This window comes from Exiguobacterium sp. SH4S7 (genome assembly GCF_004336795.1).
Lineage (GTDB): Bacteria > Bacillota > Bacilli > Exiguobacteriales > Exiguobacteriaceae > Exiguobacterium > Exiguobacterium aurantiacum_A.
On record NZ_SJUT01000002.1, the window covers coordinates 492,199 to 518,601 of the forward strand.

A 26,403-nucleotide genomic window follows, 5' to 3' on the forward strand; every position below is an offset into this window, starting at 1 on the left:
TAAGTTCCCCCTTTTAGTGGCCGACGTTCGCATCTTGTTGACGAAGATGGAGCGCCAGCGTGTTCAACAGCTTCTCTGAATCTTTGTTTAAGTTTAACAGTTTTGGTTCGATTCCAACCGTCCGATATTTGAAGACGACCTTATCGATGGCCCCGATGGCCGAATCGTCCCAAAGATGGGTGTTGGCGAAGTCGATACTGACTTGTTTCACGTCTGCTTCGACATCTGCTTCGACATCGAACTGGTTGACAAAGTCAGACGTAGACGCGAAGAACAGCTGTCCGTTCACTTCATAATGTGCACGGTGTCCGTCTTGGTGGCGCTTCAGCTCAACACGCGAAATTTTCGCGGCGAAGATGACGGCGGCCGTCACGATTCCGGTGATGACACCGATCGACAAGTCGTGCGTGAGCACGGTCGCGAGTACCGTCGTGACCATGACGAGCGAATCGGTCTTTTGACCTGTCTTGAGCGTTTTGAGTGAGCCCCAGTCGAACGTCGCATAGGCAACGAAGAACATGACACCGACGAGTGCCCCGACTGGAATCAGCATTAAAATGTTACTCATCGTCATGATCATGATGAGGAGCGCAAGTCCTGCCGAGAACGTCGACAAGCGACCCCGTGCTCCAGACGAGACGTTGATGACCGATTGTCCGATCATCGCACATCCTGGCATCGCACCGAAGAAACCAGCGATGATGTTGGCGATCCCTTGACCTTTTGATTCACGGTTCTTATTCGAATCTGTACCCGTCATGTCATCGACGATTTGAGCCGTCAATAGCGACTCAATCAAACCGACAAAGGCGAGCGAGAACGAATAAGGCAAGATGATCATAAGTGTCTCGAGTGTGAGCGGGAGGTCCGGCAAGAGGAACATCGGCAGCGTTGCCGTGATCGTCCCCATATCTCCGATCGTTTTCGTCTCAAGTCCCATAAAGAACACGAGCAACGTCATCGCCACGATGGCGACAAGCGGCGCCGGGATTGCTGACGTAATGCGCGGGAACAGAAGGATGATTGCAAGCGATGCTGCAACGATGGCCCACATGATCCACGTCTCGCCTCCAAATTGCGGAAGCTGGGCTTGGAAGATCAAAATGGCAAGGGCGTTAACGAAGCCGACCATAACCGCACGCGGGATGAACTTCATTAAACGAGCTATACCAAGAAAACCAAGCACGATTTGGATAATACCAGCTAGTATCCCTGCAGCGAGCAAGTACTGAAGTCCATAATCTTTTACGAGATCGACGACAAGGAGTACCATCGCGCCCGTCGCGGCCGAAATCATCGCGGGGCGTCCTCCTGTAATCGAAATGACCATCGCGATGATAAAGGACGCATATAGTCCTACCATCGGATTTAATCCAGCGATCAGTGAGAAGGCGATTGCCTCCGGAATGAGTGCAAGGGCCACGACGATCCCTGCCATTACTTCAGCACGGGGATTCCCGAGCCATTCTTGTTTTACCGTATTCAATTTTTCCAAATGAACACACCTCTCTATAAAAATTTTTAAATTGATTTCTGACTCTCACAGAAATCAACTTAATTAAATTATAGGAGCCGTATTCACAGTTCGTTCATAACTTCACAACAACTCAGATGTTACCCGAGAATGAGCACGATGGCAACCGATGAGCCTCAACTTTTTCCGAGCTATCTGCGAGCGGATTCGTTCATTTTTATAAGACTATAACGACACACTTCGTTCTCTCTCTTCACTTTCTCTCGCTGTTTCGACTTCGTATTCCCCTTCACACCAATCATGTAATCGCTTACCTCACCTACCCTAATTTCCACCATAGTCAATCCGGTTTCGCCGCCGATTTATTTTTCAGACAACAAAAAAGAGAGAAAAGATTTTTAAAATCTTTTCTCTCGAGTGTTTAGTTATTTTCTTTAAAGCGAAGCAAGTCCGAATAGATGATCTTATCGTTCATCTCAAGTACTTTGTTCGCCTCGTCTTCAAGTGGCGTACATACTTTCGCGTCATCGACGACTTCTCCTGTCTCGGCGTCATAACACGTTGACTGGGTGAACAAATAGTCGCTTGTCACGATCGTACCGTCACGGAAGATGGCGCGATCGTTGCGTTCTGGCGCGAACAAGTCGTTACCGAATCCGATTTGATCAGACGTATCGAACCCGAGCAAATGTTGAATCGTCGGGTTCAAGTCGACGTGGCTCCCGATCGTCTCATGGACTTCACCTTGACCTTGACCAGGCAAATGAATCGCGAGCGGGACAGACTGGAGTTTTGCCACGTCATATGGCGTCAACTCATCTTTTCCGAGCAAGTCGGCCATGGCAGCGTTATGGTTCGTCGAGATACCGTTATGGTCACCATAAACGACGAAGATCGTATCGTCCCATGTCCCGTTCTTTTTCAACTCATCAATGAACAACCCGAGGGCGTAGTCTTGATACGCGAGCGCTTGCGGGAAGTTATTGAGCGTCGTCGAGTTCGTCTCGAATTTCGGAACGAGTTCATGGTCCGCACTCGGCATTGTGAACGGGAAATGGTTCGTCAGCGTGATGAACTTCGCGAAGTAAGGTTCCGGCAGTTCTTCGAGCATCGGTACCGACTGTAAGAAGAATTCATCGTCGAGGAGACCCCATTCCGTCATGTTGGCCGGGTCGCCTAAATCGTAGCTCTTCTCATCAAAGAACTCATCGACGCCGATGTTTTGATACATCTGGTCGCGGTTCCAGAACGATTTGTTGTTGGCGTGGAACACCGCCGAATAGTAGTTGTCTTCTTTGATGACACCAGGAAGCGCATCATATTCGTTGTCGGCGTTCGTGAAGTAGACGCCGCCACGCGACAATCCGTACAGCGAGTTGTCGAGCGCGAACTCAGAGTCCGACGTCTTCCCTTGACCGGTCGTATGGTAATAGTTCGGCCAGAAGTGAGACTCGTCGATCAACTTGTTCAAGTTTGGCGTGATGTACTCGCCGTTCGAAGCTTTCATATTGTGCGTAAAGCTCTGTGTCGATTCGAGCGAGATGGCGATGACGTTCTTGCCTTTATACTTCCCGAACATGTCCGGGTCCGGCGCCGCATAGTTCTGACGCGTGTAGTTCTCGACTTCATCGAGTTCAGAACCGTCCGCGAGCGCTTTTTGCGCCGATGTCTTCGTTTGAAGCATCGCGTCATAGACGTGGAAGTTGAACGTACCTAAGTTTTTAACAAGCAGTTCACGGTCGAACGAACGCGTCAACAGTTCTGGGCGCTCCGTCTCTGCGAGGACAAGGTTAAAGCCGAACACGGCGGCAGCTGCACCGAACGTGAGCAACACGCGGCGTTGTGACGCTTTGCCTGTCTCTTTTAGTTTCCAGAGCAAGAACGGAAGCACGACGAGATCTCCTAACAGAAGCAAGTCTTTCCATTCAAGCAACGACAGGAATGACGACGATAACGTCTCTAGGTTCGACGATTGGAACAATAACGGCACAGTCAAGAAGTCCGTGAACTCACGGTAGTAGGTTGTATCCGCAAACAAGATGAGCGAGGACACCGTGTAAAGACCGTATAGCGCCCACTTCCGTTTATTGCCTCCGAAGAAGAAACTAAAGGCAAACAAGAACAACGTGAAACTTAACGGGTTGATGAACAGAATGAACGCTTGGACCGCGTTCTCAGGTGGCATGTTAAAGAAGAACTGATACGCAATCAGTGACTTCGTCCATAACAGGATCGTAAATATCCAAAACAGGCGATGCGTCCGGAACGAGTCGGTTGCCGCGTGACGGAACCGCTCTAATTTCCCGTTCGATTGATTCGTGTGATTCATTCAAACACTCCTTAGGTCATTTTCATATGGTAAGTTAGTGCGTCGACTAACAAACGTACAGACGTATAAAGAGTATTTTAACGTTCTTTTGAACTTAATTCAACTTTTTGACGTTTACAATGCTACATAAACTTAACAATTTCATTGCAATCTTCATCTAAAAAAGGCTATCGAGTGAACTCGATAGCCTTTGAAACACGATTCATTTAGCCGATGATGTCCATCCAGATCTTGACCGTACTCGCTAAAATGAGCAACGCCAAAATCATCTGGAGCGACTTTGTCTTCATATTTTTCCCGATGTTCGCCCCGATCGGTGCCGCAATCAAACTCGCGATAATCATGACGAAAGCCGGTTCCCAGACGATTTGGTCGGTGATGATCTTACCTGCTGTCGACCCGATCGATGAGATGAACGTGATCGCAAGCGAACTCGCGATCGCCATCTTCGTCGGGATACGGAGCACGACGAGCATGATTGGCATCAAGATGAACGCTCCGGCCGCTCCGACGATCCCGGCTGCGATCCCGACGATAAACGCCGAACTGGCCGCGATCAGTTTATTGAACGTGACTTGGTCGAGCGGCAAGTCTTCGACGTTCGCTTTCGGCAAGAACATCATGATCGTCGCAATCGTCGCGAGGACCGCATAGACGACGTTGATCAAGTTCTCCGACAACAGCGTCGAGCCGTAGCCCCCGATGAAACTTCCAATCAAGACGGCGACACCCATATACAGGATGAGTTGTTTATTCAAATAGCCGCCTTTACGATACGCATAAATCCCACCGATCGTCGCGAAGAACACTTGAATCGCGCTGATCCCAGATACTTCGTGGGCGCTGAACGCCGCGAAGCCAAGAAGCGGCGGAATGTACAACAACATCGGATATTTGATGATTGACCCGCCGATCCCGACCATCCCTGAGATGAATGATCCGATAAAGCCGATCAAAAAGATTGTGATGATAAACTCTAACTCCATACTAGCTCCTCCAGTTTCCTACCCTATTAGATAAGTGAGTTTTATTTCTGTTCCCAAGCGATCATACCGCCTGAGACGTCATAAATTTCCGTATAACCTCGATCCTGCAACAACTCGGCCGCCTGGGCGCTTCGATTGCCACTGCGGCAAATGATATAGATCGGTTCATCTTTCGCATAAGGTAATTCGGTTTCATTTAATGAAGAAAGTGGTGCGTTCACCGCTCCTTCGATATGCCCCCCCTCGTATTCTTCTAGTTCACGGACGTCCAACAAGGTTATTTCTTCGTTTTCCAATCTGTTTTGTAGTGTTTCGACGTCGATTTGGGTGATTCCATCCTCTTTCGAAGTGAAAACTACGATTCCGACAGTCACAATCACTAAAATCGATAAGATGATCGTTAATTTACGCAATTTTTGACCTCCAATTCTTTTCCTTGCATTGAGTATACCTTAGGGGGTATATTAAAAACAACGAAAGTTACTCACTTTAAACATAACTTGATTAGAAAAGGGGATTAATACCACATGAAGACGATTACGACGACTGAATTAGAAACATTGCTAAGCACGGATGAAACGCTCAACTTGATCGACGTTCGTGAAACGGATGAATTTGCAGGCGGACACATCAAACAAGCGAAAAACGTACCGTTGTCTGACTTCAGTGCGAAAGTCGATGAGCTCGACCGCACGAAACCGATTCATGTCATCTGTGCGGCAGGCGGACGCAGCATGAACGCGTCAGCTTACCTCGACTCACTCGGCTTTGACGTCATCAACGTCGACGGCGGCATGATGAGCTGGACAGGCGAAACGGTTTAATCACTTCTAAATATAAAGCAGCACAACAACTAACGTTTACAGTCAACTATTCTAGGGGGTATATCATATGTTATTACGTTATTTCTATGATCAAAAATTAGCACAGGCATCTTACATGGTCGGTTGCCAAATGACCGGCGAAGCGGTCGTCATCGACCCGGCTCGCAACATCACACCGTACTTGCAAGAAGCTGAAAAAGAAGGCATGACGATCGTCGCGACGGCTGAGACACACATCCACGCCGACTTCGTCTCAGGTTCGCTCGAACTTGCGAAACGCACTGGCTCGACAGCCTACTTGTCAGATGAAGGTGACGCGTCATGGAAATATGCGTTCGCGAAAGACATCGACTCGAAACTCGTCAAAGACGGCGACACGTTCAAAGTCGGTAACGTCACGCTCGAAGTCATGCACACACCAGGCCACACACCGGAACACATCTCGTTCTTGCTCTATGACCGCAACCAAACGCAACCGATGGGTATTTTCACAGGCGACTTCGTCTTCGTCGGCGATATCGGACGCCCTGACCTGCTCGAAGAAGCGGCCGGCGTGAAAGGAACGACGGCCATCGGTGCCGAGCAAATGTTCCACTCGCTTAACAAGTTCAAGGCTCTCCCTGACTTCGTTCAAGTCTGGCCTGGCCATGGTGCCGGCAGCGCTTGTGGGAAAGCGCTTGGCGCGATCCCAACGTCAACGGTCGGTTATGAGAAAGCGACGAACTGGGCGCTCCAAATGACGGACAAAGACGCATTCATCAAAGAGTTGACGACAGACCAACCAGAACCGCCGAACTACTTCGCGATGATGAAAAAAGTGAACAAAGAAGGCATCCAAGTGACGAACGAGATCGCTCGTCCAGAAGTCGTCGGCACGGACCGTCTCGACACACTCGTCGAAGCGACGCAAGTCGTCGACACACGTAGAGGAGAAGACTTCGCGCAAGGTCACGTCCCTGGGACGATCAACATCCCTTACAACACAAAATTCGTCTCATGGGCCGGCTGGCTCGTTAACTTCGACAAAGACATCACGCTCATCGCGAGCGCGGAAGACGTCGAAGAAGTGCAGACAGACCTTCAATCAATCGGTCTAGACCGTCTCCGCTTCATCGTCCCTGTCGAAGAGCTCGGTCAAGAACTATTGACAGAAACGTACACGGACGTGACGGCTGAACAAGCAATCGAATCAGCTGAGAAGAACGACGTGTTCGTCCTTGACGTCCGCAACGCGACAGAATGGAACGCGAGTCACTATGAGAAAGCAGAGCGCATCTTGCTCGGTAAACTCATGCGTGACCACGACGGTCTACCGACAGACAAGACGATCGCCGTCCACTGTGCGTCAGGCGTCCGTTCACGTATGGCCGCGAGCGTCCTTCAATCGCTCGGCTACAAGGATATTCAAAACATCCTCGGTGGCTATGCTGCGATGAAGACCGTCCTCAACGCAGAACAAATCGGCTAATGCTATACTAAAAACAAAGAAAGCGCCCACTCGTTTGGGCGCTTTTTCTCTAGGAGGGATATCGTGATTGCAATCGGTCCACTGAACGTGCGACTCGACCTGCTCGTCTTCATGGTCAGTCTGCTCGGTCTCTACATCGGCTTCAAAAAAATCGGATTAACGGAAAAAGACCGCGACGCCGTCCTCGGGACGTGGTTCGCCGGGTTTCTCGCCTGGAAACTGAGCGCCATCATCATCGGCCTCGCCTCGACCGGTAGTTTGGCGCTATCGCTGTACGCGACGGGCGGTATCTGGTCGATCCTCGTCGCCATTGCAACGATCGGATTTTTTGTCTTCCGGCTTGCTCCCGGGCTTCGGGGCTATTGGCTATTTTCAGCCCTACTTTTATGGTTCGGTGTGACGATCGTCGTGCCGAAGTACGGAACGCTCCCGTTTATCGCGACCGCTCAACCGCTCCATCTGTACACTGCCCTGCTCATCGCAGGCTTAATCGTTGTGACGTGGCGCTGGATGCGCTCGCCATCGGTCGGTGCCTTGCTATGGACGACGGTCGGTGCGTTTGCTATCTGGCTCGTGAGCACGTATGCGACGACAACGGTGAATTTGCTGTGGCTCATCCCGTTCGCAGCTTTAGTCGGACTCGCCGGGTACGTCGCCAAACCGTCACGCCGCATCGTCCAATCCGGTCTCGGTGCCCTCGTCGCGCTCGCAATCATCAACGCGAGCTTACCGGACGAGACACCCACGCTCGTTGCCGACTCGTCTCAAGCGGCAGGACTGAACATCGGTCAAGTTCCGCCTAACTTTGAATTGAAACGAACGGACGGTACGACGCTTAACTTAGAAGACTTACGCGGAGAGCGTGTCGTCGTCAACTTTTGGGCGTCTTGGTGCCCGCCGTGCCGGGCCGAGATGCCCGATATGGCCAAGTTTGCCCGCGAGCAAGATGATGTGACGATCGTTGCCGTCAACACGACGACGAGTGAACGTGACGTCGACGAGGCGCGGTCGTTCGTCGCGCCTTATGAAGACGCGTTCCAAGTCGTCTACGATGAGGACGGTGCCGTCGGGAACGCCTACCGGATCCAAGCGATGCCGACGACGTATGTGCTCGATGAAAATGGTGTCATCGTCGCCAAGCAGTTCGGTGCGATCGATAAAGCGTGGCTCGATACCAAAACCAACTAAAAACCGCCAGTTGAACTGAACCAAAAAAGTTGGACATGAAAATCCAACTTTTAATGGGGTAGTTCAAGCCGGCGGTTTTTTCATTGCTTCAAATAGCCTTGCGTCTTCAAGAAGTCTTTCACATCGAGCCGGGTCGGCTTCGACAACATCCGTCCCATCTGGCCCGTCCATGTATCGCTGCGTTGGTTCGATCCACGTGCCGCATAGTAGTCGTGAATCGTCTGGTCGTAAGCTGTGAGCTCTTGCTTCAGTTGAATCGGATCAGCGTCGTACGTGTTCTCATGATAGATATGCTCGAGCGGGAGCCGCGGTTTTTGATCCTCGACGTGCGCCGGGACACCGACCGCGAGCCCGAACAGCGGCAACACCCGCTCCGGCAAACCGAGCAACTCTTTGACCGCCGACATATCGTTGCGGATCCCGCCTATGTAACAAATGCCCAACCCCATCGATTCGGCGGCGACGACAGCATTCTGTGACGCGAGCGCGGCGTCGATGACGGCGACGAGCAACTTCTCATCGGTCTCGAGCGTCGGATTGACGGCGGCTTCTTGCAGTTGCCCGATCAGTTCGTGCCGGTAAAGGTCAGCACAAAAGACGAAGAAATGACCGTTGTCGACGACGTACTGCTGATTGCCGGCAATCTCGGCGAGGCGTGCCTTCTTCTCCGGGTCGGTCACGCCGATAATCGAATACGCCTGGATGAAGCTCGACGTCGAGGCGCGCTGGGCACTCTCGACGATGAGACGGATCTGCTCGTCGGTCAGCGTCTCGTCCGTGAACGAGCGGACGGAGCGGTGGTTCAGTAATGTCTCGATGATTTGATTCATGCAGCTTCCCCCTTTTTTCTTATCTTGGCATACGGGAAGACTCTCGACAATTTTGGAGGCTTTCACTCACGTTTGCACTTCGTAGAGTATCCACGGTAAACAAAAAAACAGAGATACGGTTAGGTATCTCTGTTGCTGATGATTTATTCCGTCACTTGACTCAAGAACGGCGTGATATCGACGTTCAATTCTTTCGACAGGCGTTCCCCGAGGTCGCGGTCGGCACGGTAGAAGTTACAGATCAAGAGAAGGACCGTCTTCTCATGACGGACTTCTTTAATGTGGGCGACCAAGTTACGCACGAGACCATCTTTCTCGTCTTGCGAGTAGCGGCGGTACACTTCGCCCGCTTGCCCGAAGTCGTTCGTCTTCTCGATTTTCTGACGACCCGTTACTCCTGTGATCGGTTGCTCGGTTTCGATATAAGCCGCATCCGGTTTCGGTGTGTCCTCATAACGGTTCGGCTCGTAGTTGACCGGGCTCGTCTGTTGTTTGAACGGCATCGCGCCGTCACGTTGGTTGTTCGCTACTTGCGCGAACGGGCAGTTGATCGGGAGTTGGAGATAGTTCGCCCCGATGCGGTAACGTTGCGTGTCTGAGTATGAGAACAGACGGCCTTGCAGCATCTTGTCTTCAGACGGTTGAATCCCAGGGACGAGCACGCCCGGGTTGAACCCGACCGATTCCGTCTCGGCGAAGAAGTTGTCGACGTTCTTGTTGAGCGTCATCGTGCCGACGAGTTGATACGGGATGACGTCTTCGAACCAGTCTTTCGTCGCATCGAGCGGGTCGAAGTCGAAGTTGCCCATGTCGGCCGGGTCGAGGATTTGGACGTAAAGGTCCCATTCCGGGAAGTCGCCTTCTTCGATCGCGTTGAACAAGTCGCGCGTCGCATGGTTGAAGTCTTCCGCTTGCACTTTGGCTGCTTCGTCCATCGACAAGTTTTTAATACCTTGCTTCGGAACCCAACGGAGCTTTATGTACACCGTGTTCCCAAATTCGTTTACCCATTTGAACGAATGGACCGATGAACCGCGCATATGACGGTACGACGCCGGGATGCCTTCATCACTGAACAAGTGAACGAGCATGCTCGTCGATTCCGGTGTGAGCGACATGAAGTCGAAGAAACGGTCCGGGTCTTGAAGGTTCGTCCGTGGGTCCGGTTTGAGCGAGTGGATCACGTCTGGGAATTTGATTGCATCACGGATGAAGAAGACCGGCAAGTTGTTTCCGACGAAGTCATAGTTCCCTTCTTCGGTGTAGAACTTGACTGAGAATCCACGCGGGTCACGAAGCGTCTCCGGTGAACCGAGACCGTGGATGACCGTCGAGAAGCGGGCAAAAATTGGTGTTTCTTGGCCAACTTCTTGCAAGAACTTGGCTTTCGTATATCGTTTCATGCTATTTTTAACTTTGAAGACACCGTGTGCTCCGGCACCACGGGCATGAACGACCCGCTCCGGCACGCGCTCACGGTCAAAGTGGGCGAGTTTCTCAATTAGCTGATAATCTTCGAGAAGCGTTGGGCCGCGGCGGCCGGCTGTGATGGAGTTGGAGTTGTCCCCGATTGGGACGCCTTGGTTAGTAGTTAGATGACGATGTTGATCCATATTATTGCCTCCTCTTAATAATCATTATTACTAAATTAATAATATTAAAAGATAATAATTATTACAAATAAAACGCTCGAGACGTCTCGAACGTTTTGTAAGCGCTATTATTTTTAGGTGGTTCCATTCTTCTTTTTAATCTGCTCTTTCCGATGGATTTCTGTCACCAATAAGGCAGCGATGATCCCTCCGAGCGATCCGGCAATTATATCAACCATCGTGTCATCGTTCCCGTTCCCTTGCATCGTCGTCTGCAACACAATGTCTGACGTGAACTCATACATCTCCCATAACGCCGCGCCCGCCATCGAGAAGACGACGATGTAAACGAAGAGAAAGCGCTTCGGCATCTCGAGCCGTGTGTCTTCATCGAGACGACTAAAGAAGTCAAAACCAAGAAACGCCAAAAATATCCCGCTCAACACGTGCAAAAACGTGTCCCACCATCCATTGCTGTATAATCCGACGATCGAACCCAAATATTGCGAGGCGAACAGGAAAATAATATAGGCGATTTTCATCTTGGCATCGAACTCGGTTTTAAATATTTTCTCCAACATGAACGGAATCAGTCCCGAGACGATCCCCGCCCCGGCGACACTCGCGTTAAACCACGCTCCTTGAATGATGGACGTGATGAGAATAATCCCCATGAACAAGACGAATCCGAATTCTAACAGTCGTCCTCGTGTCAGCTTCATGATACGTGCCTTCTTTCTGTAAAATGTCTCTACGGACTTATTCCCATTTCCGCGTCTCATCGAACAAGTACATACATTTTTCCATATGACAAAGACCCCATCGCTTCTCGCGATGGGGTCTCGTTTATTTCTGGGCGACGAAGAAAATTCGTTCGGCGTTTCGGCCCGGAGCTTGATCCGTGAAGTCGGCCGTGACCGATTTCACGTGGAAGCCGGCACCGATGAGCCATTGCATATACTGCCCTGGCTCATACGTCCGCTGCTCGTGCGTCTCTTCGACGCGTTCGTACGTGCCATCCTCGAGCGCGACGAAAAACGTCAAATCGTGGATGACCGAGAGCGGCTTCTCGCCCGGGTCAGCGAACCAGATGTAAGAACAGTCTTCCCCGTTCGACGCGTACGTCTTCTGGTTGAAGAGCGTCTCCATCTTGTTCGGTGAATGGACGTCAAAGATGAACGTCCCGCCCGGCTTCAGTTGCTCATATACCGCCTCGAACGTGTCGACGACGTCGGCCTCGTCTGCAAGGTAGCAAAGCGAGTCACAAAGGATCGTCACGGCATCGACCGGAGCCGGCAGTTCGAGCTCACGCATGTCTTGTTGCCAGAGCGGCAGCGTGACGCCCGCTTCAAGCGCTTTCTCTTGGGCGACTTCGAGCATTGACTCAGATAAGTCGAGACCGATCGTGTCGTAATGCTCGGCCAGCCGAATCGTCGCTGAGCCCGTCCCGCATCCGACGTCGGCAAGCGATGCACCGTCCGCGACGTGGCGCCGCACGAACGCGACCCAATCCGCGTACGGGGCATCTTTCATCAACTCATCGTATACGTAGGCGAACCCTTCGTACGTCATTAGCCGACTTCCACGTCGACGTGCGGCGCGTCAGCCCATAATTTTTCAAGGTTGTAGTAGTCACGGTCGTCACGGTGGAAGATGTGGACGACGACGTTTTCGAGGTCAGCGAGCACCCAACGTGCCGAGTCCATACCTTCGAATTTTTTAAGCGGCAAATCGTTCTCGCCCGCCACGTCTTTGATTTCACGTGCGATCGCTTCGACTTGCTTCTCAGAGTTACCGTGGCAGATGACGAAATAATCGGCGATCGGTGAGATACCTTCCATGTCGAGGACGACGATGTCTTCCCCACGTTTATCGTCAACAGCTTTTACAATCAATTCAAGTTCTTCTTTTACAGTCATATAGACCCTCCTAAGGTGTGTTCAAATAATAGTTATATGTCGTAATCGTCTGCGGGAAAATCCGCACCGACTTCTTCAATAAATAGTTAATCGTATGGCGCAGTGTCGCGACGACGGCCGCTTCAAGTGAAACGTCTGCCAAATCGCGCAACACGTCGACACCGGGATACCGACGATTCGGTTCAATCGCATCCGCGACAAATAAAATTTGATCGAGGCGCGACATGCCGGGTTCGCCGGTAGTGTGGTTTTTGATGGCCGATATGACTTCAGCGTCGAGGTCGTAGGCGCGGTCTAACAAGACCGCTCCGACCGGCGCATGAAGCAGTTCGTCATCAAACTCGAGCAACAACGGGTCGAGATGCTCGTCTAAGACGATTTGACGCATCTCGTCACGGTCATGGTACTTCGCATAATCGTGCAACATTGCCGCGAGCCGGGCCTGGTCTACGTCTTCTCCGTACGTTCGGGCGAGACGTTCTGCCGTCTCGACGACACCGAGCGTATGGATGTACCGTTTCTCAGGCAACGTTCGTTCAATCAATGCCTGTGCCTGTTCATACGTCATACAAATCGTGCTCCTTGATATAAGTTTCGACTTCACATGGGACGAGATACGTGATCGACTTGTTCCGTTTCGCACGTTCCCGAATGTCGGTCGACGAGATCTCAAGCTGCGGCATGTCGATCGTACGGACGTCAGCTCGGCTCGGGATTCGGTAGCGGCTCCCGGGCCGGGCGACCGCACCGAACGTGACGAGCGTAGTCAGCGTCTCATAGTCGTGCCACTTCTCGAGCGCGTCGAGTGAATCGGCCCCGATCAAGAAGAAGAACGTGTCAGCCGGATACTGTTCCCGCAACCGTTTCATCGTCTCGACCGTGTATGACGGTTCAGCTCGTTCGAACTCGATCAAGTTGAGCTTAAAATCCGGGTGACCGGAGATGGCCCGCCGCGTCATCTCGATCCGGTCGTCCGCCCGGCTGAACCCGGCCTTATGGGGCGGGATCGCTGCCGGTAAGAACCAGACCTCGTCGAGCTCGAGTTGTTCTCTCGCCTGCTCGGCGATCAACAGATGACCGAGATGCGGTGGGTCGAACGTGCCCCCCATCAGCCCGATGCGACTCATGGAAGCTTGATTTGGCGATTCTCTTTCTCTTTCGCCTGTTTGTACAAGACGATGACTTTTCCAATGACTTGAACGACTTCTGCCTTCGTTCCTTCAGCCAACTCTCCAGCCACGTCTTTCGGCGTGTCGAGACAGTTTTGAAGAACTTGGACTTTTAACAGTTCACGCTTTTCGAGCGCATCGCCGATGTCTTTGCACATCGCTTCACTGACGCCGTTTTTTCCGACTTGGTAGATGGCCGAGAGGTTGTGTGCCTCGGCGCGTAAAAATCGCTTTTGTTTACCTGATAACATTATTTTTATTCCTCCAATAAGCTTTCAATTAACTTCATTCCGACAATTTGATCCGGTTTCACACCTGTCCAGCGTTCGAACGCCAACGCTCCCTGCCCGACGAACATGGCAGTCCCGTTCACGGTTTTACCGCCTCGGATTGTGGCATCGCTTAAAAACGGTGTGACGAGTGGACGATATATGATATCACAAATGACGGTGTTTTGTCGTAATCCATTTAACGGAAGCGGGGATTGTACTCCATCCATGCCGACCGATGTCGTTTGGATGATGACGTCGTAGCGGGCGACGTCGACATCACCGAGCGGTTGTGACTCGATGCCGAACGTCTTCGCGAGACGCTCGGCCCGGTCGATCGTCCGGTTCGTGACCGTGACGTTTCGGGTCGGCAACGCGCTGATGATCCCGCGGGCCGCTCCACCCGCCCCGATGACGAGCACACGACCAGACCAGTCGGTGTACGGGTCGAGTGCGGTCACAAGACCGACGCCGTCCGTGTTCGCGCCGATCAAACGGCCGTCCCGCTTATAGACGGTGTTGACGGCACCGGCCGACTTGGCTGAATCCTCCAAGTCGTCTAACAACGGGATGACCGCTTCCTTGTACGGGATCGTGACGTTGAACCCGTCATAGTCCCCGTCCCGCATCGCCTGAAACAACGGGGCGAGCTCGTCCGCTGTGACGTCGAGCGCGTCATACCGCCCGAAAAGCCCAGACGCTCTCAGCCACTGCTCGTGCAGGGAGGGAGAGAGCGAATGAGCGATTGGGTGACCGATGACGGCCAGTCTCATACGAGCGCCTCGCGTAATGTGACGACGACTCCTTTTGGTGCCCAAGCGGCAATCCGTCCACCTTTTCCGTGGATGGCGACCCAACCGAGTCCGCTAAAGACGATATCCGTCTTGACGCCGTCACGGAGACTAAATTCATGACGCACGAGCGGCGGCAACAATTGCAACGTCTTCTCGTTCGGCGGGTTAAGCATTTTGCCGATATGGTTTTCATAAAGCTCATCTGCTTTGTCGAGCTTCGTCCGGTGTGTCTTCAACTCGTTCGACATGTAGACGACGAATGAACGTTTATTGCCTTCCAGATAATCGAGACGAGCCAGACCACCAAAGAAGAGTGTTTGCTGCGGGTTCAATTGGAACACGTGCGGCTTGATCTCTTTTTTAGGTGTGATCGTCTTCAAATCGCGCGCGTCGACGTAATGCGCCATTTGATGGCGGTTGATGATCCCTGGCGTATCGTACAGGTTCGCATCATCGTCGAGCGGGACGTCGATCAAGTCGAGCGTCGTTCCCGGGAAATGACTGACGGTGATAATCGCTTCATCTTCAGCACCGAAGCGCTTGATGATTTGGTTGATGAGTGTCGATTTCCCGACATTCGTACAACCGACGACGTAGACGTCTTTCCCTTTGCGATAGTACTCGATCTTCTCTGCTAGTTCGTCGATGCCGTGACCTTTTTTAGCGCTGATCAAATGGACATCGACCGGCGTCAAGCCAAGTTCTTTCGCCTCGGTCTTCATCCAGTTCGCCATACGGTTCGGGTTGACCGACTTCGGCAGTAGATCGACTTTGTTCCCGACTAACAAGACATCGTTCGATCCGACCGAACGTTGAAGTCCCGGGAGCCAGCTTCCGTTGAAATCAAAAATATCGACGATTTTGATGACGAGCGCTTCTTTGGCGCTGATCCCGTTCAAGATGCGCAAGAAGTCATCGTCCGTCAATTCGACGTCTTGGATCTGGTTGTAATGCTTCAATTTGAAGCAGCGTTGGCAAATGACGATCTCGCGATCCAGTGCCGATTTTGGTGCATAACCGACTGCTGTCGGGTCTTCTGTTTGAATGAGAACGCCGCAACCGGCGCAATAACGTTTCGTTTCTTCCATATTCGTATGTGCTGTCCTTTAAGTTTCCTCTTCTTCATTCTTCGTAGCGCCTCGCCGCTACTCCTGAAGCGTTAATTCCGACGTCTTACGCGCCGTACAAGACAGCCTCCTTCTTCCTATGCGTTCGAGGCCCTTATTTATCTTTTTTATGTGAATCTTCTGAACGTGAGTGCATCGCCTCGCCGATCTTTTCAGCGACGGCCACTTTGGCCCGCTTCGCATCGACTGCGATTTCCTCCACTTTTTTCGTGATCAACACGTACTTCCCGCGACGCTTCATATGCGCGAATACGACTTTCTCCAGCATGCGATTGAACTTCGTGACGAGACCGTCCGTCTTGACGACAGGCTGCACGTGAACGACGTGAATGCCTGCCATATTGGCGCCGAGCACGTCGGTGAAGATTTGATCGCCTAAGAAAATCGCTTCTTTGGTTGAATAGCCGTACTTGGCAAGTGCTTGCTTGAACCCAGACGGCAACGGTTTTTTCGCACGCGCCACATAATGAAGACCGAGCGGTTCCGTAAACGTGCGCACGCGGTTCTCGTTATTATTCGAGACGACGATGACATCGAGTCCATGTGATTTCACTTTCTCGAGCCATAGCAAAAGAAGCTCAGGTGCGTGCGGGACGTCCCAGGCCACGAGTGTATTATCAAGGTCCGTCAAAATGACGCGGACACCACGGTCTTTCAAGTCTTCAAGGTCGATGTCAAATACTGACGCGACGAACTGTTTCGGATAAAGTCGATTAAACACGTTTGTATTCCTCCAATTAGCTAAAGCGATTCAACAGCTTATACAAGTATTGATATCCCTTCTATGTTATACGAAAACCGGCCAAACGACTAGTGTCTCGTTTGACCGGCCAGAAAATTGTTGTCTATTCACTTACCAGTCAAGCGTTCGATTGAATCGAACCGATGACTTCACCGAGCCGGACCGGACCAATTTTCGCCGGGTCGATGACGACACGATCTTTCTCAAAACAGAGGATGACGGTCGAGCCGAACGAGAAGTAACCGACCTCGGCCCCTTTATCGACACGTTCGCCGTCATGGGTCCATTCGATTGTATTGACGTTCAAAGCGCCGACCATGATGTGCTCGTAACGTCCGGCCACGCTCTCAAAGCGTGTGACACGGCGATAGTTACGTGACAACGGGCGGACCGTCTCCGTCAAACCGAGTTCATTCACCGGCGCCGAACGGTCGCCGAGCTCGTAATGGCTGAGCACTCGGCCTGCGAGCGGGACATGGACACGGTGGTAGTCACGCGGGCTCAAGTAGAGCACGCAAACCGTCCCGCCGGCATACCGTCTCGCCTCTGACTGTGAACCGAGCATCTCGGCGAGCGTATACGACTGCCCCTTCACTTCAAACCGACTCTCGTCTGTTATGGCGGACACGATCGACAGTTGTCCGTCGCACGGTGATACGACCGTGTCCGTGTTTGCATCGATCGGGCGCGCCCCGTCTTTCAAGTGGCGCGTGAAAAAGGCGTGCAGACTCGGATAGGCGTCGATCGGCTCTGCCGCTTCAGCGATATCGATTTGATACGTTTTCGCGAACGACGGGATGAACGCGCGGCTCGCTTTCGACTCGGCGAACTGACGGAGCCGCTTGGCGATGAACGGTGTCGCATTCAATTCAAACAACGTCTGATACAAGCGGCTTTTGATCACTGTGCGGCCTCCTCGTTTTTAAAGAACGTTTCGTATTGTTGTTCCGAGACGGCCCCTTCGACACGACCCGTTTCTTGACCGTCTTTAAAACGAATCATCGTTGGTGTTCCGTTAATGCCATAAGTCGTCCAGACGTCATGATCGGCCAAGTTGATCGAGACCGCGTCATACTCCTCGATGAGTGGTTCGACATACGGTTTGACTTGCTCACAATATTCGCAACCCGTCTGCCAGAAATAGACGACGACCTCTTCTTCTTCGTCAATTTTCTGTTCGAGCTCGTTCGCTGACACGGCGTTGACGCCGGTCTCTTCATTCGCATTATTCAAGAAGAATAAGAGCGCGATCCCGATCACGATGATGGCACCGATGATGGCGAACGTAATGAAGTTGGCGCGTTTGGCACTGTTTTTCATGGTCGATCCCTCCTAAATGTGTATAAAAAGAACTGACTCGGATATGAGCCAGTTTGGTTGTGGACGTCTTACTTTTCTTGGGCGACGTCGTTGATTCCCATGTCTTGGTTAAGTGTATCCAAGAGCGCGATAAAGATTGTGATGACCACGCCAAAGGCTGTTGCGAGCACCGCATTGAACGTCACGCCATCGACAGCTGAAATGATAAAGACTGCTGTATTCGAAAGCAAGATCGCCCAGAACAATGTGACTAAGTAACGCATCGAAAGTCCCCTCCATCTCACAGATGATTCATAAAATTCCATACGACAATAGTATATCATTGTTGCTGCACAATATGCGACCTCGATTGTATATTCTTTCCGTCGAAACGTGAAATATGGTACGGTCAGAGAAATAGTACACAATGTAGAAAAGAGGATGACTTATGTCACGTTATTTAATCGCAGTCGATTTAGACGGTACGTTGTTACGAGATGACAAGACGATCAGCGAACGGAACATCCGCGCTCTTCAAGCGGCTCGTGATGCCGGCCATGAAGTCATGATCGCAACAGGACGGCCCCATCGCCACTCGATCATGTATTATGAACAACTCGGCTTGACGACGCCTTTGATCAATTTCAACGGAGCGCTCGTCCATCACCCGAAAGATACGTCCTACGCGGTCACACACCGTCCGATCCCACTTAAAACAGCACACGACATCATCGAAGAAGTATCGGAGACGAAAGCACACAACATCGTCGTCGAAGTGACCGACCACGTCTATTTCCATAAAGATCCGCAAGAATTTTACGGTCCTTACGCCGAACGGGCACTCAGCGTCACGTCGGGTGACTTGCTCAAGCACTTGCAAGACGAGCCGACGTCGCTTTTGATCCACGCGACGAAAGAACACGTCGACAACGTCCGGGCCAGCTTGAACAAAGTGCACGCTGAAGCCGTCTTGAACCGTCAATGGCGCATGCCCGAGCATATGATCGAAGTCATGAGCCAAAATACATCGAAGGCGCTCGGCCTTCGCGAAGTATCGAAGCACTTGAACATTAGCCGTGAGAACATCATCGCTTTCGGCGATGAAGAGAACGACCTCGAAATGCTCGACTACGTCGGCACGGGCGTCGCGATGGGCAACGCCATCAGCCAGCTCAAAGTCGTCGCCAACGAAGTGACCGCTTCGAACATGGATGACGGCATCGCCATCTACCTCGAAGAGAAATTTGGCATCAAATCATAACAAAAACCCGCTGAAAACCGTTCAGCGGGTTTTTTGACGTTTCTAAATTGTTTAGCGTCGGAACGCCCCTTCAACGTCTTCAGTCGGAACGACGTTAATAAAGACGTGTGAATCGGCATCTTTGCAGATTCGTGTGATCTCACGGACTTCGTGGCGTTGGGCGACCATCATAAGCGTCGCTTTCTCGACTTTCGAATACGTACCGATCGACGGCATGAGTGTGATGCCGCGGAACACGTGTTGGTGCAACTCTTGCGTCACTTCGTCCGGATGATTCGTGACGATGAAGAGCGTCTGCCGCTGCGTATTCGTGTAAATCTCATCGATGACTTTCGACGTCACGTACAAGAAGACGATCGTATACAGCGCCGTCGGCCATCCGAACAAAGCACCGGCCCCAAGCGCGATCATCATGTTCATGAGGAACAAGTAGACGCCGACCGAGTTGTTCGTGAACTTCGCTAGGATGAGGGCGACGATATCAAACCCTCCGGTCGAGGCACCGAACCGAATCGTGATGCCTGACCCGATGGCGAGCAATACCCCGCCGAATACGGCGTTCAACAGCGGATCGTCCGAGAGGAGAGGTGTTTGCGGAAGCACGCGAATGAACAAGGTGACCGAGGCGACGCTGATCAACGTATGGATCATCATGTTCTTTCCGAGCATAAAATAACTGACGATCAAGAGCGGTACGTTCAAGATGAAGAACCAAATGCCTTCACCGAGCTCAAACGGCGTACCGGCAAATAAGGTCGTGAAAATTTGGGCCAAGCCCGTAAACCCAGTCGAGTAAACCCCCGCTGGGATTAAGAATAATGTCATGGATAATGCAACGAACACTCCCCCGATGATCGAAACGATCCCGATGCGCGCGTGTTCTTTAACGGATTCCGTCAAGTTCTGTCTCCCCTTTCAAAATTAGCTAAGCATCAAGATAACATACATTCAAAGCCATGCCTACAACAAAAATACTGCGATGTGCCCGCCTGTATCACAAAAAAACAAGCCGGCCGAAGCCGACTTGTTGACCTGATACGTTTGGTCACGCTTTCACTGTCTCGATCGTCACTGAATCATTCGCTGGAACCGTTACCGCGTTTCCGTACACACGAATCGTAACGTCCGTTCCATTTGTCTGTTTGATCGTCACTTGTTCACGCGTCGATGTGACCGTCAAGTGATGGCCGCGCCAGAGCACGTTGAACGAGTAACCGTCCCAATCTTTCGGGATCATCGGGCTGAACGTGAGTTCGGTCTCGAGGGCGCGCATTCCTGCGAAGCCGTGGACGATCGCCATCCACGAACCGACCATCGATGTGATGTGAAGACCGTCTTCTGTATCGTTGTTGTAGTTATCAAGGTCGAGTCGGGCTGAGCGTTGGTACAGCTCGACCGCTTTGTCTTCATAACCGACTTCAGCTGCCACGATCGAGTAGACACAAGGCGACAAGCTCGACTCATGCACCGTGCGCGGCTCATAGAAGTCGAAGTTCGCACGTTTTTGCTCGAGCGTGAAGCGGTCGCTGAACGTGTACAGGCCTTGGAGCACGTCCGCCTGCTTGATAAAGTTCGAGCGGAGGATGCGGTCCCACGACCAATTTTGGTTAAGTGGCAAGTGTTTCGGATCGAGGTCTTTCACTAAGATCTGTTCTTTATCCATGAACCCGTCTTGCTGCATAAACACGTCCGGGACGAGGTCGTCTTTCGGATAGTACATCTTCGTTTGGATATCGGCCCACTTCGCGAGTTCCGCATCCGTCAAGTTGAGCGTTGCTGTCAACTCGTCGAGTCGTGCCGGTTCTGCTTCTTTCAAGTAGTTGTACACTTCTTGCGTGTACTCGAGCGTCCAAGCGGCGATCAAGTTCGTGTACCAGTTGTTGTTGACGTTGTTGTCGTATTCGTTCGGACCTGTGACGCCTAGGATCATGTACACGTCTTTGTGTGGTACAAAGTTGACGCGGCTAGCCCAGTAACGCGAGATCTCGACCAATACTTCAAGTCCGTATTGACCTAGGTACGACTTGTCGCCCGTGAAGTTCGTGTAGTTAAAGATCGCATGGGCGATCGCACCGTTACGGTGAATCTCTTCATGGGTGATCTCCCACTCGTTGTGGCACTCTTCCCCGTTCATCGTCACCATCGGATACAAGGCGCCCTTCATCCCGACGTTTTTGACCGAGTTCTCTTTCGCTTGCGGCAATTGATTATGACGATATTTGAGCAAGTTCCACGACACTTCCGGCTTCGTCGTCGCCAAGTAGAAGTGGAGGCAATACGCTTCCGTGTCCCAATACGTGGCGCCACCGTACTTCTCGCCCGTGAACCCTTTCGGTCCGATGTTGAGACGTGAGTCTTCACCCGTATACGTTTGATACATGTTGAAGATGTTGAAACGGATGCCTTGTTGCGCTTCCGCGTCGCCGTCGATGCGGACGTCCGCGTTTTCCCAACGGGCGAGCCAAGCTTCCGTCTGTTCCGCCAAGAGCGTCTCGAACCCTTTCTCGAACGCGGCTTCGACGCGCTGCATGCCGACTCCTTGCAAATTGTCAATTTCATGGTCACGGTTCGTGACGACCGAGACGTACTTGTACGCCGTTGCTGTCTCACCCGCTGCCGCTTTGACCGTGAAACGGTTAGCGACGTAGAGGTCGGTCGCATCGAGCACTTCACAGCGTGCGTCTTCGACGTCGGCGATCATCGACGCCGTGACGTGCCAATCAAGTTTCTTCGTTTTTGTCGTGACGAAACCGAACCGTTCTTCGACGCCGTGTTCGACCGGCAACCAGAATTTCTCATCGTAGTTCGAGTCTTCGTTGACGACGTCCCCGTCTAGATAAGGAGTGAATTCGATTTCCGCTTCATAGTTCACCGGCGTGACGTTGTAGCGAATCGCCAAAATCTCTTTGTCGACGATCGAGAAGAAGCGGACGACTTCGACGTTCGTCTCCTCGGATCCGTTCACGAGCGTGAACGTCCGCGTGAGGACACCGCGCTGCATATCGAGTTCGCGTGTGAAGCCTTTGACTTCCCACTTCGCCAAGTCGACAGGCGTCCCGTTGATGGCGACACGCAGGCCGGCCACGTTCGTCGCGTTCAATACTTTGGCGAAGTATTCCGGATATCCGTTCTTCCACCAACCGACACGCGTCTTGTCGGGATAGTAGACGCCCGCCACGTAAAATCCTTGGTGCGTATCGTTTGAATAATCTTCTTCAAAGTTCCCGCGCATCCCCATGTGCCCGTTACCGAGCGAGGTGATCGATTCTGCGAGACGGTTCTCGTTCGAGTGAAGCCCTTCTTCCGTTACTTTCCATTCGTCGACTGCAAACAATCGTTTCATCTGTCTGCCACTCCTTTTTCTCTACAAGGCTACTTGTCAGTAGACAACCGAATCGTGCAACCGCTTGTCTATGAAAGCGCTGTATTTTTAATCTCACCTCTCATTTTACACGACTACACCGAGAATGCAATCGTTTGCATAAAAGTTTTTCATTCTTTTTTTGTCACTTTTGGAACGAAAAAAAACCTACCCTGGCGCATTGGGCCAAAGTAGGTATGTCTATATCACACGTCTGAATCGCGACCGAAGGCGGCGTTCGCTTCATGACCTTCAAAGGCCGGGTTGTCGCCATCGTTGAATCCGGTATCGGGCTCATCGAGAATGAGGGCATACCCACCGTCCATAATGTCCCCGTACGCTTTGTTGACGTCGTCATCAGCCAAACCGAGATCGAGGAGCGCCCGTTTCACTTCCTGTTCTCCTTCGGCGACGCCCGCGAATTTCTGCATCCAAGAAGCGCTCGCTTCCTCGACTTTCGCGTCAGTGTTCCGTTTGACGAGCGACACGTTATCCTCGTCTCTCGCGACGACGTAAAGGTCTTTCTCGTCGTACCCGTCTTGGCTCAGTTGATCAATTTTTGAGACGAGTGCCGCCTCGTCTTTGTACGTATCAACAAATCGTTTGTTACTCATCATTTATCATCCTTTCTAGATGTTGGATTGTCCTCGATCGTGATCTTGCCTTGTCCCACTTGCCTAATATCGATTTCTTCTTTACGGAGCGTCTCGGTGACCGTCTTCGTATCTTCATCCACTTGCTTGCGGACGATGATCTCTTCGACTACGACCGGACGCTTGACGATGAAGGCGCGCTCTTCGATGACTTGGATACGTAGCTGGTCCCCTTCGTCAATCGTCCGGATGCCGGGTTTGTCGAAGTCGTAGTCTTCAATCACATCTTCAGAACCAGCATGGCGCTCTACATGTAAGTGTTCCCTCCGAACCGGTACTTCAATCGTCTGTTCGGTCTCGGTTACATGCTTGTCGATGACGAGTTCACCTGTCTGCACCGTTTCTTTTTCAACCGCGAGTCGCTCCTCGTGCAGTTCAAGCGTCTGTTCTTCGTGCTCCTTGGAAGAGGCGCGCGGCGATCGTTTAATGTCCGCCATCTCCTCGTTTTGATCCGCATCGACATAAAGGAACAACCGCCCTCGCTCGACTTCACCCACGAATCGTTCCCGCTGCTCGCGCGTCAACCGCATACTGCCGAGCCAGCGCTCGATTGGGCGTTCGCTTGACGTGACGAGAGACGCCACCGTATCCGGCTCATCCGCGACGAGTACGTATAGTTTTGAATGGCGTCGGATGGCGTCAGCCGTTTCAGTTCGTTTGACGAAGACGAACATGTCTTCTTCTTTATATCCTTCTTGCTTCAAATCGACCGTCCGCTTTAGCAACACCTCGGGCTGGTCAAATACTTCAGAGATGATGGCATGTTTCATAACATTCGTTCCTCCTGTAAGATGAATTGGCGAAAAAAAGGATGGTCCCTCAGAGAGAGCCATCCTTGTCGAGGTGCTTGGTCATCTAATTAGATCCGGTCGCGCTCATCACGACGCTTATGGTCAGCGTCATGTTTCTGATGGCTGTTTTCGCCTTCGATATGGGCTTCTTCTTTACGAAGCGTCTCGCGTACCGTCTCTGTATCTTTCACTTTGTCTGTGCCGACGATAATTTCTTCGGCCACGACGTCTTTCTTCGTTACATCGACGCGCTCTTCTGTGACTGGCACACGAATCTCGTCGCGATCTGTCGTCGCATCGAACGAATGACCCGTCGCTTCACGGTCCCCGTCGACTTGACGTCGTTCGACGTGTACTTCGTCACGCTCGACTTCGACGTCGACCCGCTCTTCATGCTCGACGACTTCTTTTTCGACTCGGACTTCACCTGTCTGAACGCGTTCTTTATTGATTTGGAGGCGCTCTTCGTGAAGCTCAAGCTTTTGCTCGTCCGTCAAGTCGGTACGGTTACGAATGTCCTCGTCCATGTCATGGTGACGCGTTGAATCATGATTCGTTCCCGTGGCGTCAAGCCCAGTGCCAGCTGCTCCGACACCCGTTCCTGCCGCTGTTAGCGGGTCACGTGCCGTCATGTTTCCAGCCTCGTTCCCTTCAGAACCATAGCCCGCTGACGTGCGACCGCCTTCGAACGTGTCGTTGCGACCGTTGTCCAAGACGCCGTCGTCTGTATCTAATAACAAGACGAAGCCGCCTTTTTCGATATCTTGATGGTGGCGTGCCGTCTCCTCTTCTGAGAAGCCGAGTTTATCAAACGTGTGGCGCACTTCATCGCCGCCGTCTGCGACTCCGAAGAAGCGATCGAGCCACGATGCTTTCGTTTCTTTTACTTCTGCATCCGTTTCGCCGCGAACCATCGAAAGGTTCGATTTATCTTTTACAACAACGTACAGGTCGTCCTCGCGGTGTCCCGCCGCGCGAAGTTCATCAATTTTTGAAACAAGCTCTGCTTCTTGATAGTAAGTCCCTACGTAACGTTTGTTATCCATGATTGTATCTCCCTTTCAAATTCTATATTTTTTGGTTATTGGCCGGGCTACTCTGTCGTGAATTGCTATTTTGCCGGTAGTATAAGTGTTCCCTCGCGCATTGTTTTCAACCGCTTCTCGCACAACTGTAATCTGTTTGTAACGCCAGGACTTTTGTCGGATTGAACGTTCTTCCTTTATATGAATCAGAATCCGCACAAAAAAACCTTCCGCACGAAAACGGAAGGTTTCAACTCATTCAGCCGCATGGCTATTCTTTTTTTGACCACACGACTGGCGGACGACTAAATAGTGCGGGACGATGACACGTTTCCCGTACGGTGGTGCACTATCGCCGATTTGTTCGATCAGGCAGTTCGTCGCCTCGAAACCGAGACCGAAGATGTTGATCTCGACTGACGTGAGCGGCGGATTCGAATGTTCGGCGATATAGACGTTATTGAAACTGACGACAGCGACGTCTTCAGGGATTTTTAGACCCATCTCACTGAGCGTGCTGATGACACCGAGCGCCATCATATCATCACTGACGACGACAGCCGTCGGTGGCTCATCGACGTGAAGCAACTCCCGGACCGCTTTAGCGCCGCCTTTCGTCATGAACTCGGCACGAGCGATGTAGTCTTCCCGTACCGGGATCCCGGCTTCCATAAGCGCCGTCGCGTACCCGTTGCGACGGTCTTGAGTGACGGCCAATTTATCCGATCCGCCAATGAAGGCGATGCGGCGGTGACCGAGGTTGTACAAGTGCTTCGTCACTTCACGGCCAGCCAAGTAGTTGTCCGTATCGACGTACGTGATCGACGAGGCGTCCCCGAACGGCTTCCCGACGACGACGAACGGGAACTTCGTCTGGCGCAAATATTGGACGACTTTATCGTCTTCGCGTGAATACAGGACGATGACACCGTCGACCCGGCGACCTTGGACCATCTCGATGACACCCGACAGCACTTCTTCTTCGGTCACACCGGTCGTCATGTACAACGAATAACCGTTTTGATGGGCTTTCGTACTGATTCCGCGCAACACTTCCGGGAAGAACGGATTTTGGAGTATTTTCGTCGCCGCACTCGGCATGACAAGACCAATCGATTGTGTCGAGCGGTTGGCGAGACTTCTTGCATGGATGTTCGGATGGTACCCGAGTTCTTCCATCGAACTACGAACACGTTCTTTCGTTTTCTGGCTAATTCGCGGACTGTTGGCGATGACGCGGGACACTGTCGACGGTGCGACGTTGGCGTGTTTGGCGACATCTTTGATCGTGATTTGCATGGT

At 51.9% G+C, this 26,403-nt stretch carries 28 protein-coding genes; 4 read left to right on the forward strand and 24 right to left on the reverse strand.

Going from position 1 to position 26,403, the window contains the following annotated elements; genetic code table 11:
• Positions 1-13: 13 nt before the first annotated feature.
• From EVJ29_RS06570 to EVJ29_RS06585, 4 genes are all read right to left on the reverse strand, one after another.
• Entirely contained in the window at positions 14-1,495 is a 1,482-nt protein-coding gene (locus tag EVJ29_RS06570) for a SulP family inorganic anion transporter (protein ID WP_131504833.1), read from the reverse strand.
• Between the two features lie 400 nt (positions 1,496-1,895).
• On the reverse strand, positions 1,896-3,803 hold the full coding sequence (locus tag EVJ29_RS06575; protein WP_131504834.1) for an LTA synthase family protein: 1,908 nt from the start codon (positions 3,801-3,803) through the stop codon (positions 1,896-1,898).
• Between the two features lie 206 nt (positions 3,804-4,009).
• Entirely contained in the window at positions 4,010-4,789 is a 780-nt protein-coding gene (locus EVJ29_RS06580; protein WP_016508199.1) for a sulfite exporter TauE/SafE family protein, read from the reverse strand.
• A gap of 41 nt (positions 4,790-4,830) precedes the next feature.
• Entirely contained in the window at positions 4,831-5,202 is a 372-nt protein-coding gene (locus EVJ29_RS06585; RefSeq protein WP_236633423.1) for a rhodanese-like domain-containing protein, read from the reverse strand.
• A 114-nt stretch (positions 5,203-5,316) separates the two neighbouring features.
• Here EVJ29_RS06585 and EVJ29_RS06590 point away from each other — a divergent pair, with 114 nt between their 5' ends.
• The 3 genes from EVJ29_RS06590 to EVJ29_RS06600 all read left to right on the forward strand — a co-directional run bounded on the left by EVJ29_RS06590 (position 5,317) and on the right by EVJ29_RS06600 (position 8,269).
• Complete coding sequence (locus EVJ29_RS06590; protein WP_070327805.1) at positions 5,317-5,613, forward strand: rhodanese-like domain-containing protein; 297 nt, start codon at positions 5,317-5,319, stop codon at positions 5,611-5,613.
• A gap of 67 nt (positions 5,614-5,680) precedes the next feature.
• Positions 5,681-7,081, forward strand: coding sequence for an MBL fold metallo-hydrolase (locus EVJ29_RS06595; RefSeq protein ID WP_070327806.1), 1,401 nt, complete (start codon positions 5,681-5,683; stop codon positions 7,079-7,081).
• 63 nt (positions 7,082-7,144) lie between these two features.
• Positions 7,145-8,269, forward strand: a complete 1,125-nt coding sequence (locus EVJ29_RS06600; RefSeq protein WP_131504835.1) for a TlpA family protein disulfide reductase — start codon at positions 7,145-7,147, stop codon at positions 8,267-8,269.
• Positions 8,270-8,349: 80 nt separating this feature from the next.
• Here the strand turns inward: EVJ29_RS06600 and nfsA are convergent, their stop codons facing one another.
• From nfsA to EVJ29_RS06670, 14 genes are all read right to left on the reverse strand, one after another.
• Positions 8,350-9,099 (reverse strand): oxygen-insensitive NADPH nitroreductase, encoded by a 750-nt coding sequence (gene nfsA, locus EVJ29_RS06605; RefSeq protein ID WP_131504836.1) that lies wholly within the window; start codon positions 9,097-9,099, stop codon positions 8,350-8,352.
• A 143-nt stretch (positions 9,100-9,242) separates the two neighbouring features.
• Positions 9,243-10,712: a catalase gene (locus tag EVJ29_RS06610; RefSeq protein ID WP_131504837.1), complete on the reverse strand. Its 1,470-nt coding sequence runs from the start codon at positions 10,710-10,712 to the stop codon at positions 9,243-9,245.
• A gap of 113 nt (positions 10,713-10,825) precedes the next feature.
• Positions 10,826-11,413 carry a hypothetical protein gene (locus EVJ29_RS06615; RefSeq protein WP_131441066.1) on the reverse strand — a complete coding sequence of 196 codons (588 nt, stop codon included), beginning with the start codon at positions 11,411-11,413 and terminating at the stop codon, positions 10,826-10,828.
• A 124-nt stretch (positions 11,414-11,537) separates the two neighbouring features.
• Positions 11,538-12,263: a class I SAM-dependent DNA methyltransferase gene (locus tag EVJ29_RS06620; protein WP_131489947.1), complete on the reverse strand. Its 726-nt coding sequence runs from the start codon at positions 12,261-12,263 to the stop codon at positions 11,538-11,540.
• Positions 12,263-12,610, reverse strand: coding sequence for a ribosome silencing factor (gene rsfS / locus EVJ29_RS06625; RefSeq protein WP_070327814.1), 348 nt, complete (start codon positions 12,608-12,610; stop codon positions 12,263-12,265). The genes EVJ29_RS06620 and rsfS overlap by 1 nt, the downstream gene beginning before the upstream one ends.
• 10 nt (positions 12,611-12,620) lie before the next feature.
• The gene (yqeK, locus tag EVJ29_RS06630) at positions 12,621-13,178 is read right to left on the reverse strand and encodes a bis(5'-nucleosyl)-tetraphosphatase (symmetrical) YqeK (RefSeq protein WP_070327815.1); all 558 of its coding nucleotides are present in this window, start codon (positions 13,176-13,178) and stop codon (positions 12,621-12,623) included.
• Positions 13,168-13,737, reverse strand: coding sequence for a nicotinate-nucleotide adenylyltransferase (locus tag EVJ29_RS06635; RefSeq protein WP_070327816.1), 570 nt, complete (start codon positions 13,735-13,737; stop codon positions 13,168-13,170). Before EVJ29_RS06635 ends, yqeK begins: the two co-directional genes overlap by 11 nt.
• A complete protein-coding gene (gene yhbY / locus EVJ29_RS06640; RefSeq protein ID WP_016508126.1) occupies positions 13,734-14,030 on the reverse strand; it encodes a ribosome assembly RNA-binding protein YhbY in 297 nt (98 codons plus the stop codon). The genes EVJ29_RS06635 and yhbY overlap by 4 nt, the downstream gene beginning before the upstream one ends.
• A gap of 5 nt (positions 14,031-14,035) precedes the next feature.
• Entirely contained in the window at positions 14,036-14,821 is a 786-nt protein-coding gene (gene aroE, locus EVJ29_RS06645) for a shikimate dehydrogenase (protein WP_071399265.1), read from the reverse strand.
• A complete protein-coding gene (gene yqeH / locus EVJ29_RS06650) occupies positions 14,818-15,930 on the reverse strand; it encodes a ribosome biogenesis GTPase YqeH (protein ID WP_016508207.1) in 1,113 nt (370 codons plus the stop codon). The genes aroE and yqeH overlap by 4 nt, the downstream gene beginning before the upstream one ends.
• A gap of 133 nt (positions 15,931-16,063) precedes the next feature.
• Complete coding sequence (locus EVJ29_RS06655; protein ID WP_070327818.1) at positions 16,064-16,690, reverse strand: YqeG family HAD IIIA-type phosphatase; 627 nt, start codon at positions 16,688-16,690, stop codon at positions 16,064-16,066.
• Positions 16,691-16,829: 139 nt separating this feature from the next.
• Positions 16,830-17,615, reverse strand: a complete 786-nt coding sequence (locus EVJ29_RS06660) for a phosphatidylserine decarboxylase (RefSeq protein WP_083273994.1) — start codon at positions 17,613-17,615, stop codon at positions 16,830-16,832.
• Positions 17,612-18,031, reverse strand: a complete 420-nt coding sequence (locus tag EVJ29_RS06665; RefSeq protein WP_071399264.1) for a thioredoxin family protein — start codon at positions 18,029-18,031, stop codon at positions 17,612-17,614. The genes EVJ29_RS06660 and EVJ29_RS06665 overlap by 4 nt, the downstream gene beginning before the upstream one ends.
• Before the next feature lie 68 nt (positions 18,032-18,099).
• The gene (locus EVJ29_RS06670; RefSeq protein ID WP_070327820.1) at positions 18,100-18,294 is read right to left on the reverse strand and encodes a YjzD family protein; all 195 of its coding nucleotides are present in this window, start codon (positions 18,292-18,294) and stop codon (positions 18,100-18,102) included.
• Between the two features lie 164 nt (positions 18,295-18,458).
• Between EVJ29_RS06670 and EVJ29_RS06675 the strand changes: the two genes are divergently transcribed.
• Complete coding sequence (locus EVJ29_RS06675) at positions 18,459-19,271, forward strand: Cof-type HAD-IIB family hydrolase (RefSeq protein WP_070327821.1); 813 nt, start codon at positions 18,459-18,461, stop codon at positions 19,269-19,271.
• A 51-nt stretch (positions 19,272-19,322) separates the two neighbouring features.
• On the opposite strand, the gene EVJ29_RS06680 is transcribed toward EVJ29_RS06675, so the two are convergent.
• The 6 genes from EVJ29_RS06680 to EVJ29_RS06705 all read right to left on the reverse strand — a co-directional run bounded on the left by EVJ29_RS06680 (position 19,323) and on the right by EVJ29_RS06705 (position 26,400).
• The gene (locus EVJ29_RS06680; RefSeq protein ID WP_131504838.1) at positions 19,323-20,171 is read right to left on the reverse strand and encodes a YitT family protein; all 849 of its coding nucleotides are present in this window, start codon (positions 20,169-20,171) and stop codon (positions 19,323-19,325) included.
• A gap of 145 nt (positions 20,172-20,316) precedes the next feature.
• On the reverse strand, positions 20,317-22,614 hold the full coding sequence (locus tag EVJ29_RS06685) for a glycoside hydrolase family 65 protein (protein ID WP_070327824.1): 2,298 nt from the start codon (positions 22,612-22,614) through the stop codon (positions 20,317-20,319).
• 224 nt (positions 22,615-22,838) lie between these two features.
• A complete protein-coding gene (locus tag EVJ29_RS06690) occupies positions 22,839-23,246 on the reverse strand; it encodes a general stress protein (protein ID WP_233589621.1) in 408 nt (135 codons plus the stop codon).
• On the reverse strand, positions 23,246-24,055 hold the full coding sequence (locus tag EVJ29_RS06695) for a YsnF/AvaK domain-containing protein (protein ID WP_161567331.1): 810 nt from the start codon (positions 24,053-24,055) through the stop codon (positions 23,246-23,248). Before EVJ29_RS06695 ends, EVJ29_RS06690 begins: the two co-directional genes overlap by 1 nt.
• Positions 24,056-24,144: 89 nt before the next feature.
• Complete coding sequence (locus tag EVJ29_RS06700) at positions 24,145-25,122, reverse strand: YsnF/AvaK domain-containing protein (RefSeq protein WP_131466114.1); 978 nt, start codon at positions 25,120-25,122, stop codon at positions 24,145-24,147.
• Between the two features lie 234 nt (positions 25,123-25,356).
• A complete protein-coding gene (locus EVJ29_RS06705) occupies positions 25,357-26,400 on the reverse strand; it encodes a LacI family DNA-binding transcriptional regulator (protein WP_070327828.1) in 1,044 nt (347 codons plus the stop codon).
• Between the last annotated feature and the right edge of the window lie 3 nt (positions 26,401-26,403).

Bases quoted from the DNA above. Each gene is read 5' to 3' on its own strand.
- EVJ29_RS06695 (WP_161567331.1), bottom strand. From the start codon at position 24,055: ATGAAACATGCCATCATCTCTGAAGTATTTGACCAGCCCGAGGTGTTG.
- EVJ29_RS06595 (WP_070327806.1), top strand. From the start codon at position 5,681: ATGTTATTACGTTATTTCTATGATCAAAAATTAGCACAGGCATCTTAC.
- EVJ29_RS06610 (WP_131504837.1), bottom strand. From the start codon at position 10,712: ATGGATCAACATCGTCATCTAACTACTAACCAAGGCGTCCCAATCGGG.
- EVJ29_RS06700 (WP_131466114.1), bottom strand. From the start codon at position 25,122: ATGGATAACAAACGTTACGTAGGGACTTACTATCAAGAAGCAGAGCTT.
- nfsA (WP_131504836.1), bottom strand. From the start codon at position 9,099: ATGAATCAAATCATCGAGACATTACTGAACCACCGCTCCGTCCGCTCG.
- EVJ29_RS06670 (WP_070327820.1), bottom strand. From the start codon at position 18,294: ATGCGTTACTTAGTCACATTGTTCTGGGCGATCTTGCTTTCGAATACA.
- EVJ29_RS06575 (WP_131504834.1), bottom strand. From the start codon at position 3,803: ATGAATCACACGAATCAATCGAACGGGAAATTAGAGCGGTTCCGTCAC.
- EVJ29_RS06705 (WP_070327828.1), bottom strand. From the start codon at position 26,400: ATGCAAATCACGATCAAAGATGTCGCCAAACACGCCAACGTCGCACCG.
- EVJ29_RS06615 (WP_131441066.1), bottom strand. From the start codon at position 11,413: ATGAAGCTGACACGAGGACGACTGTTAGAATTCGGATTCGTCTTGTTC.
- EVJ29_RS06690 (WP_233589621.1), bottom strand. From the start codon at position 23,246: ATGAGTAACAAACGATTTGTTGATACGTACAAAGACGAGGCGGCACTC.
- yqeK (WP_070327815.1), bottom strand. From the start codon at position 13,178: ATGACGTATGAACAGGCACAGGCATTGATTGAACGAACGTTGCCTGAG.
- EVJ29_RS06620 (WP_131489947.1), bottom strand. From the start codon at position 12,263: ATGACGTACGAAGGGTTCGCCTACGTATACGATGAGTTGATGAAAGAT.
- EVJ29_RS06635 (WP_070327816.1), bottom strand. From the start codon at position 13,737: ATGAGTCGCATCGGGCTGATGGGGGGCACGTTCGACCCACCGCATCTC.
- EVJ29_RS06590 (WP_070327805.1), top strand. From the start codon at position 5,317: ATGAAGACGATTACGACGACTGAATTAGAAACATTGCTAAGCACGGAT.
- rsfS (WP_070327814.1), bottom strand. From the start codon at position 12,610: ATGACTGTAAAAGAAGAACTTGAATTGATTGTAAAAGCTGTTGACGAT.
- EVJ29_RS06675 (WP_070327821.1), top strand. From the start codon at position 18,459: ATGTCACGTTATTTAATCGCAGTCGATTTAGACGGTACGTTGTTACGA.
- EVJ29_RS06685 (WP_070327824.1), bottom strand. From the start codon at position 22,614: ATGAAACGATTGTTTGCAGTCGACGAATGGAAAGTAACGGAAGAAGGG.
- aroE (WP_071399265.1), bottom strand. From the start codon at position 14,821: ATGAGACTGGCCGTCATCGGTCACCCAATCGCTCATTCGCTCTCTCCC.
- yhbY (WP_016508126.1), bottom strand. From the start codon at position 14,030: ATGTTATCAGGTAAACAAAAGCGATTTTTACGCGCCGAGGCACACAAC.
- yqeH (WP_016508207.1), bottom strand. From the start codon at position 15,930: ATGGAAGAAACGAAACGTTATTGCGCCGGTTGCGGCGTTCTCATTCAA.
- EVJ29_RS06580 (WP_016508199.1), bottom strand. From the start codon at position 4,789: ATGGAGTTAGAGTTTATCATCACAATCTTTTTGATCGGCTTTATCGGA.
- EVJ29_RS06665 (WP_071399264.1), bottom strand. From the start codon at position 18,031: ATGAAAAACAGTGCCAAACGCGCCAACTTCATTACGTTCGCCATCATC.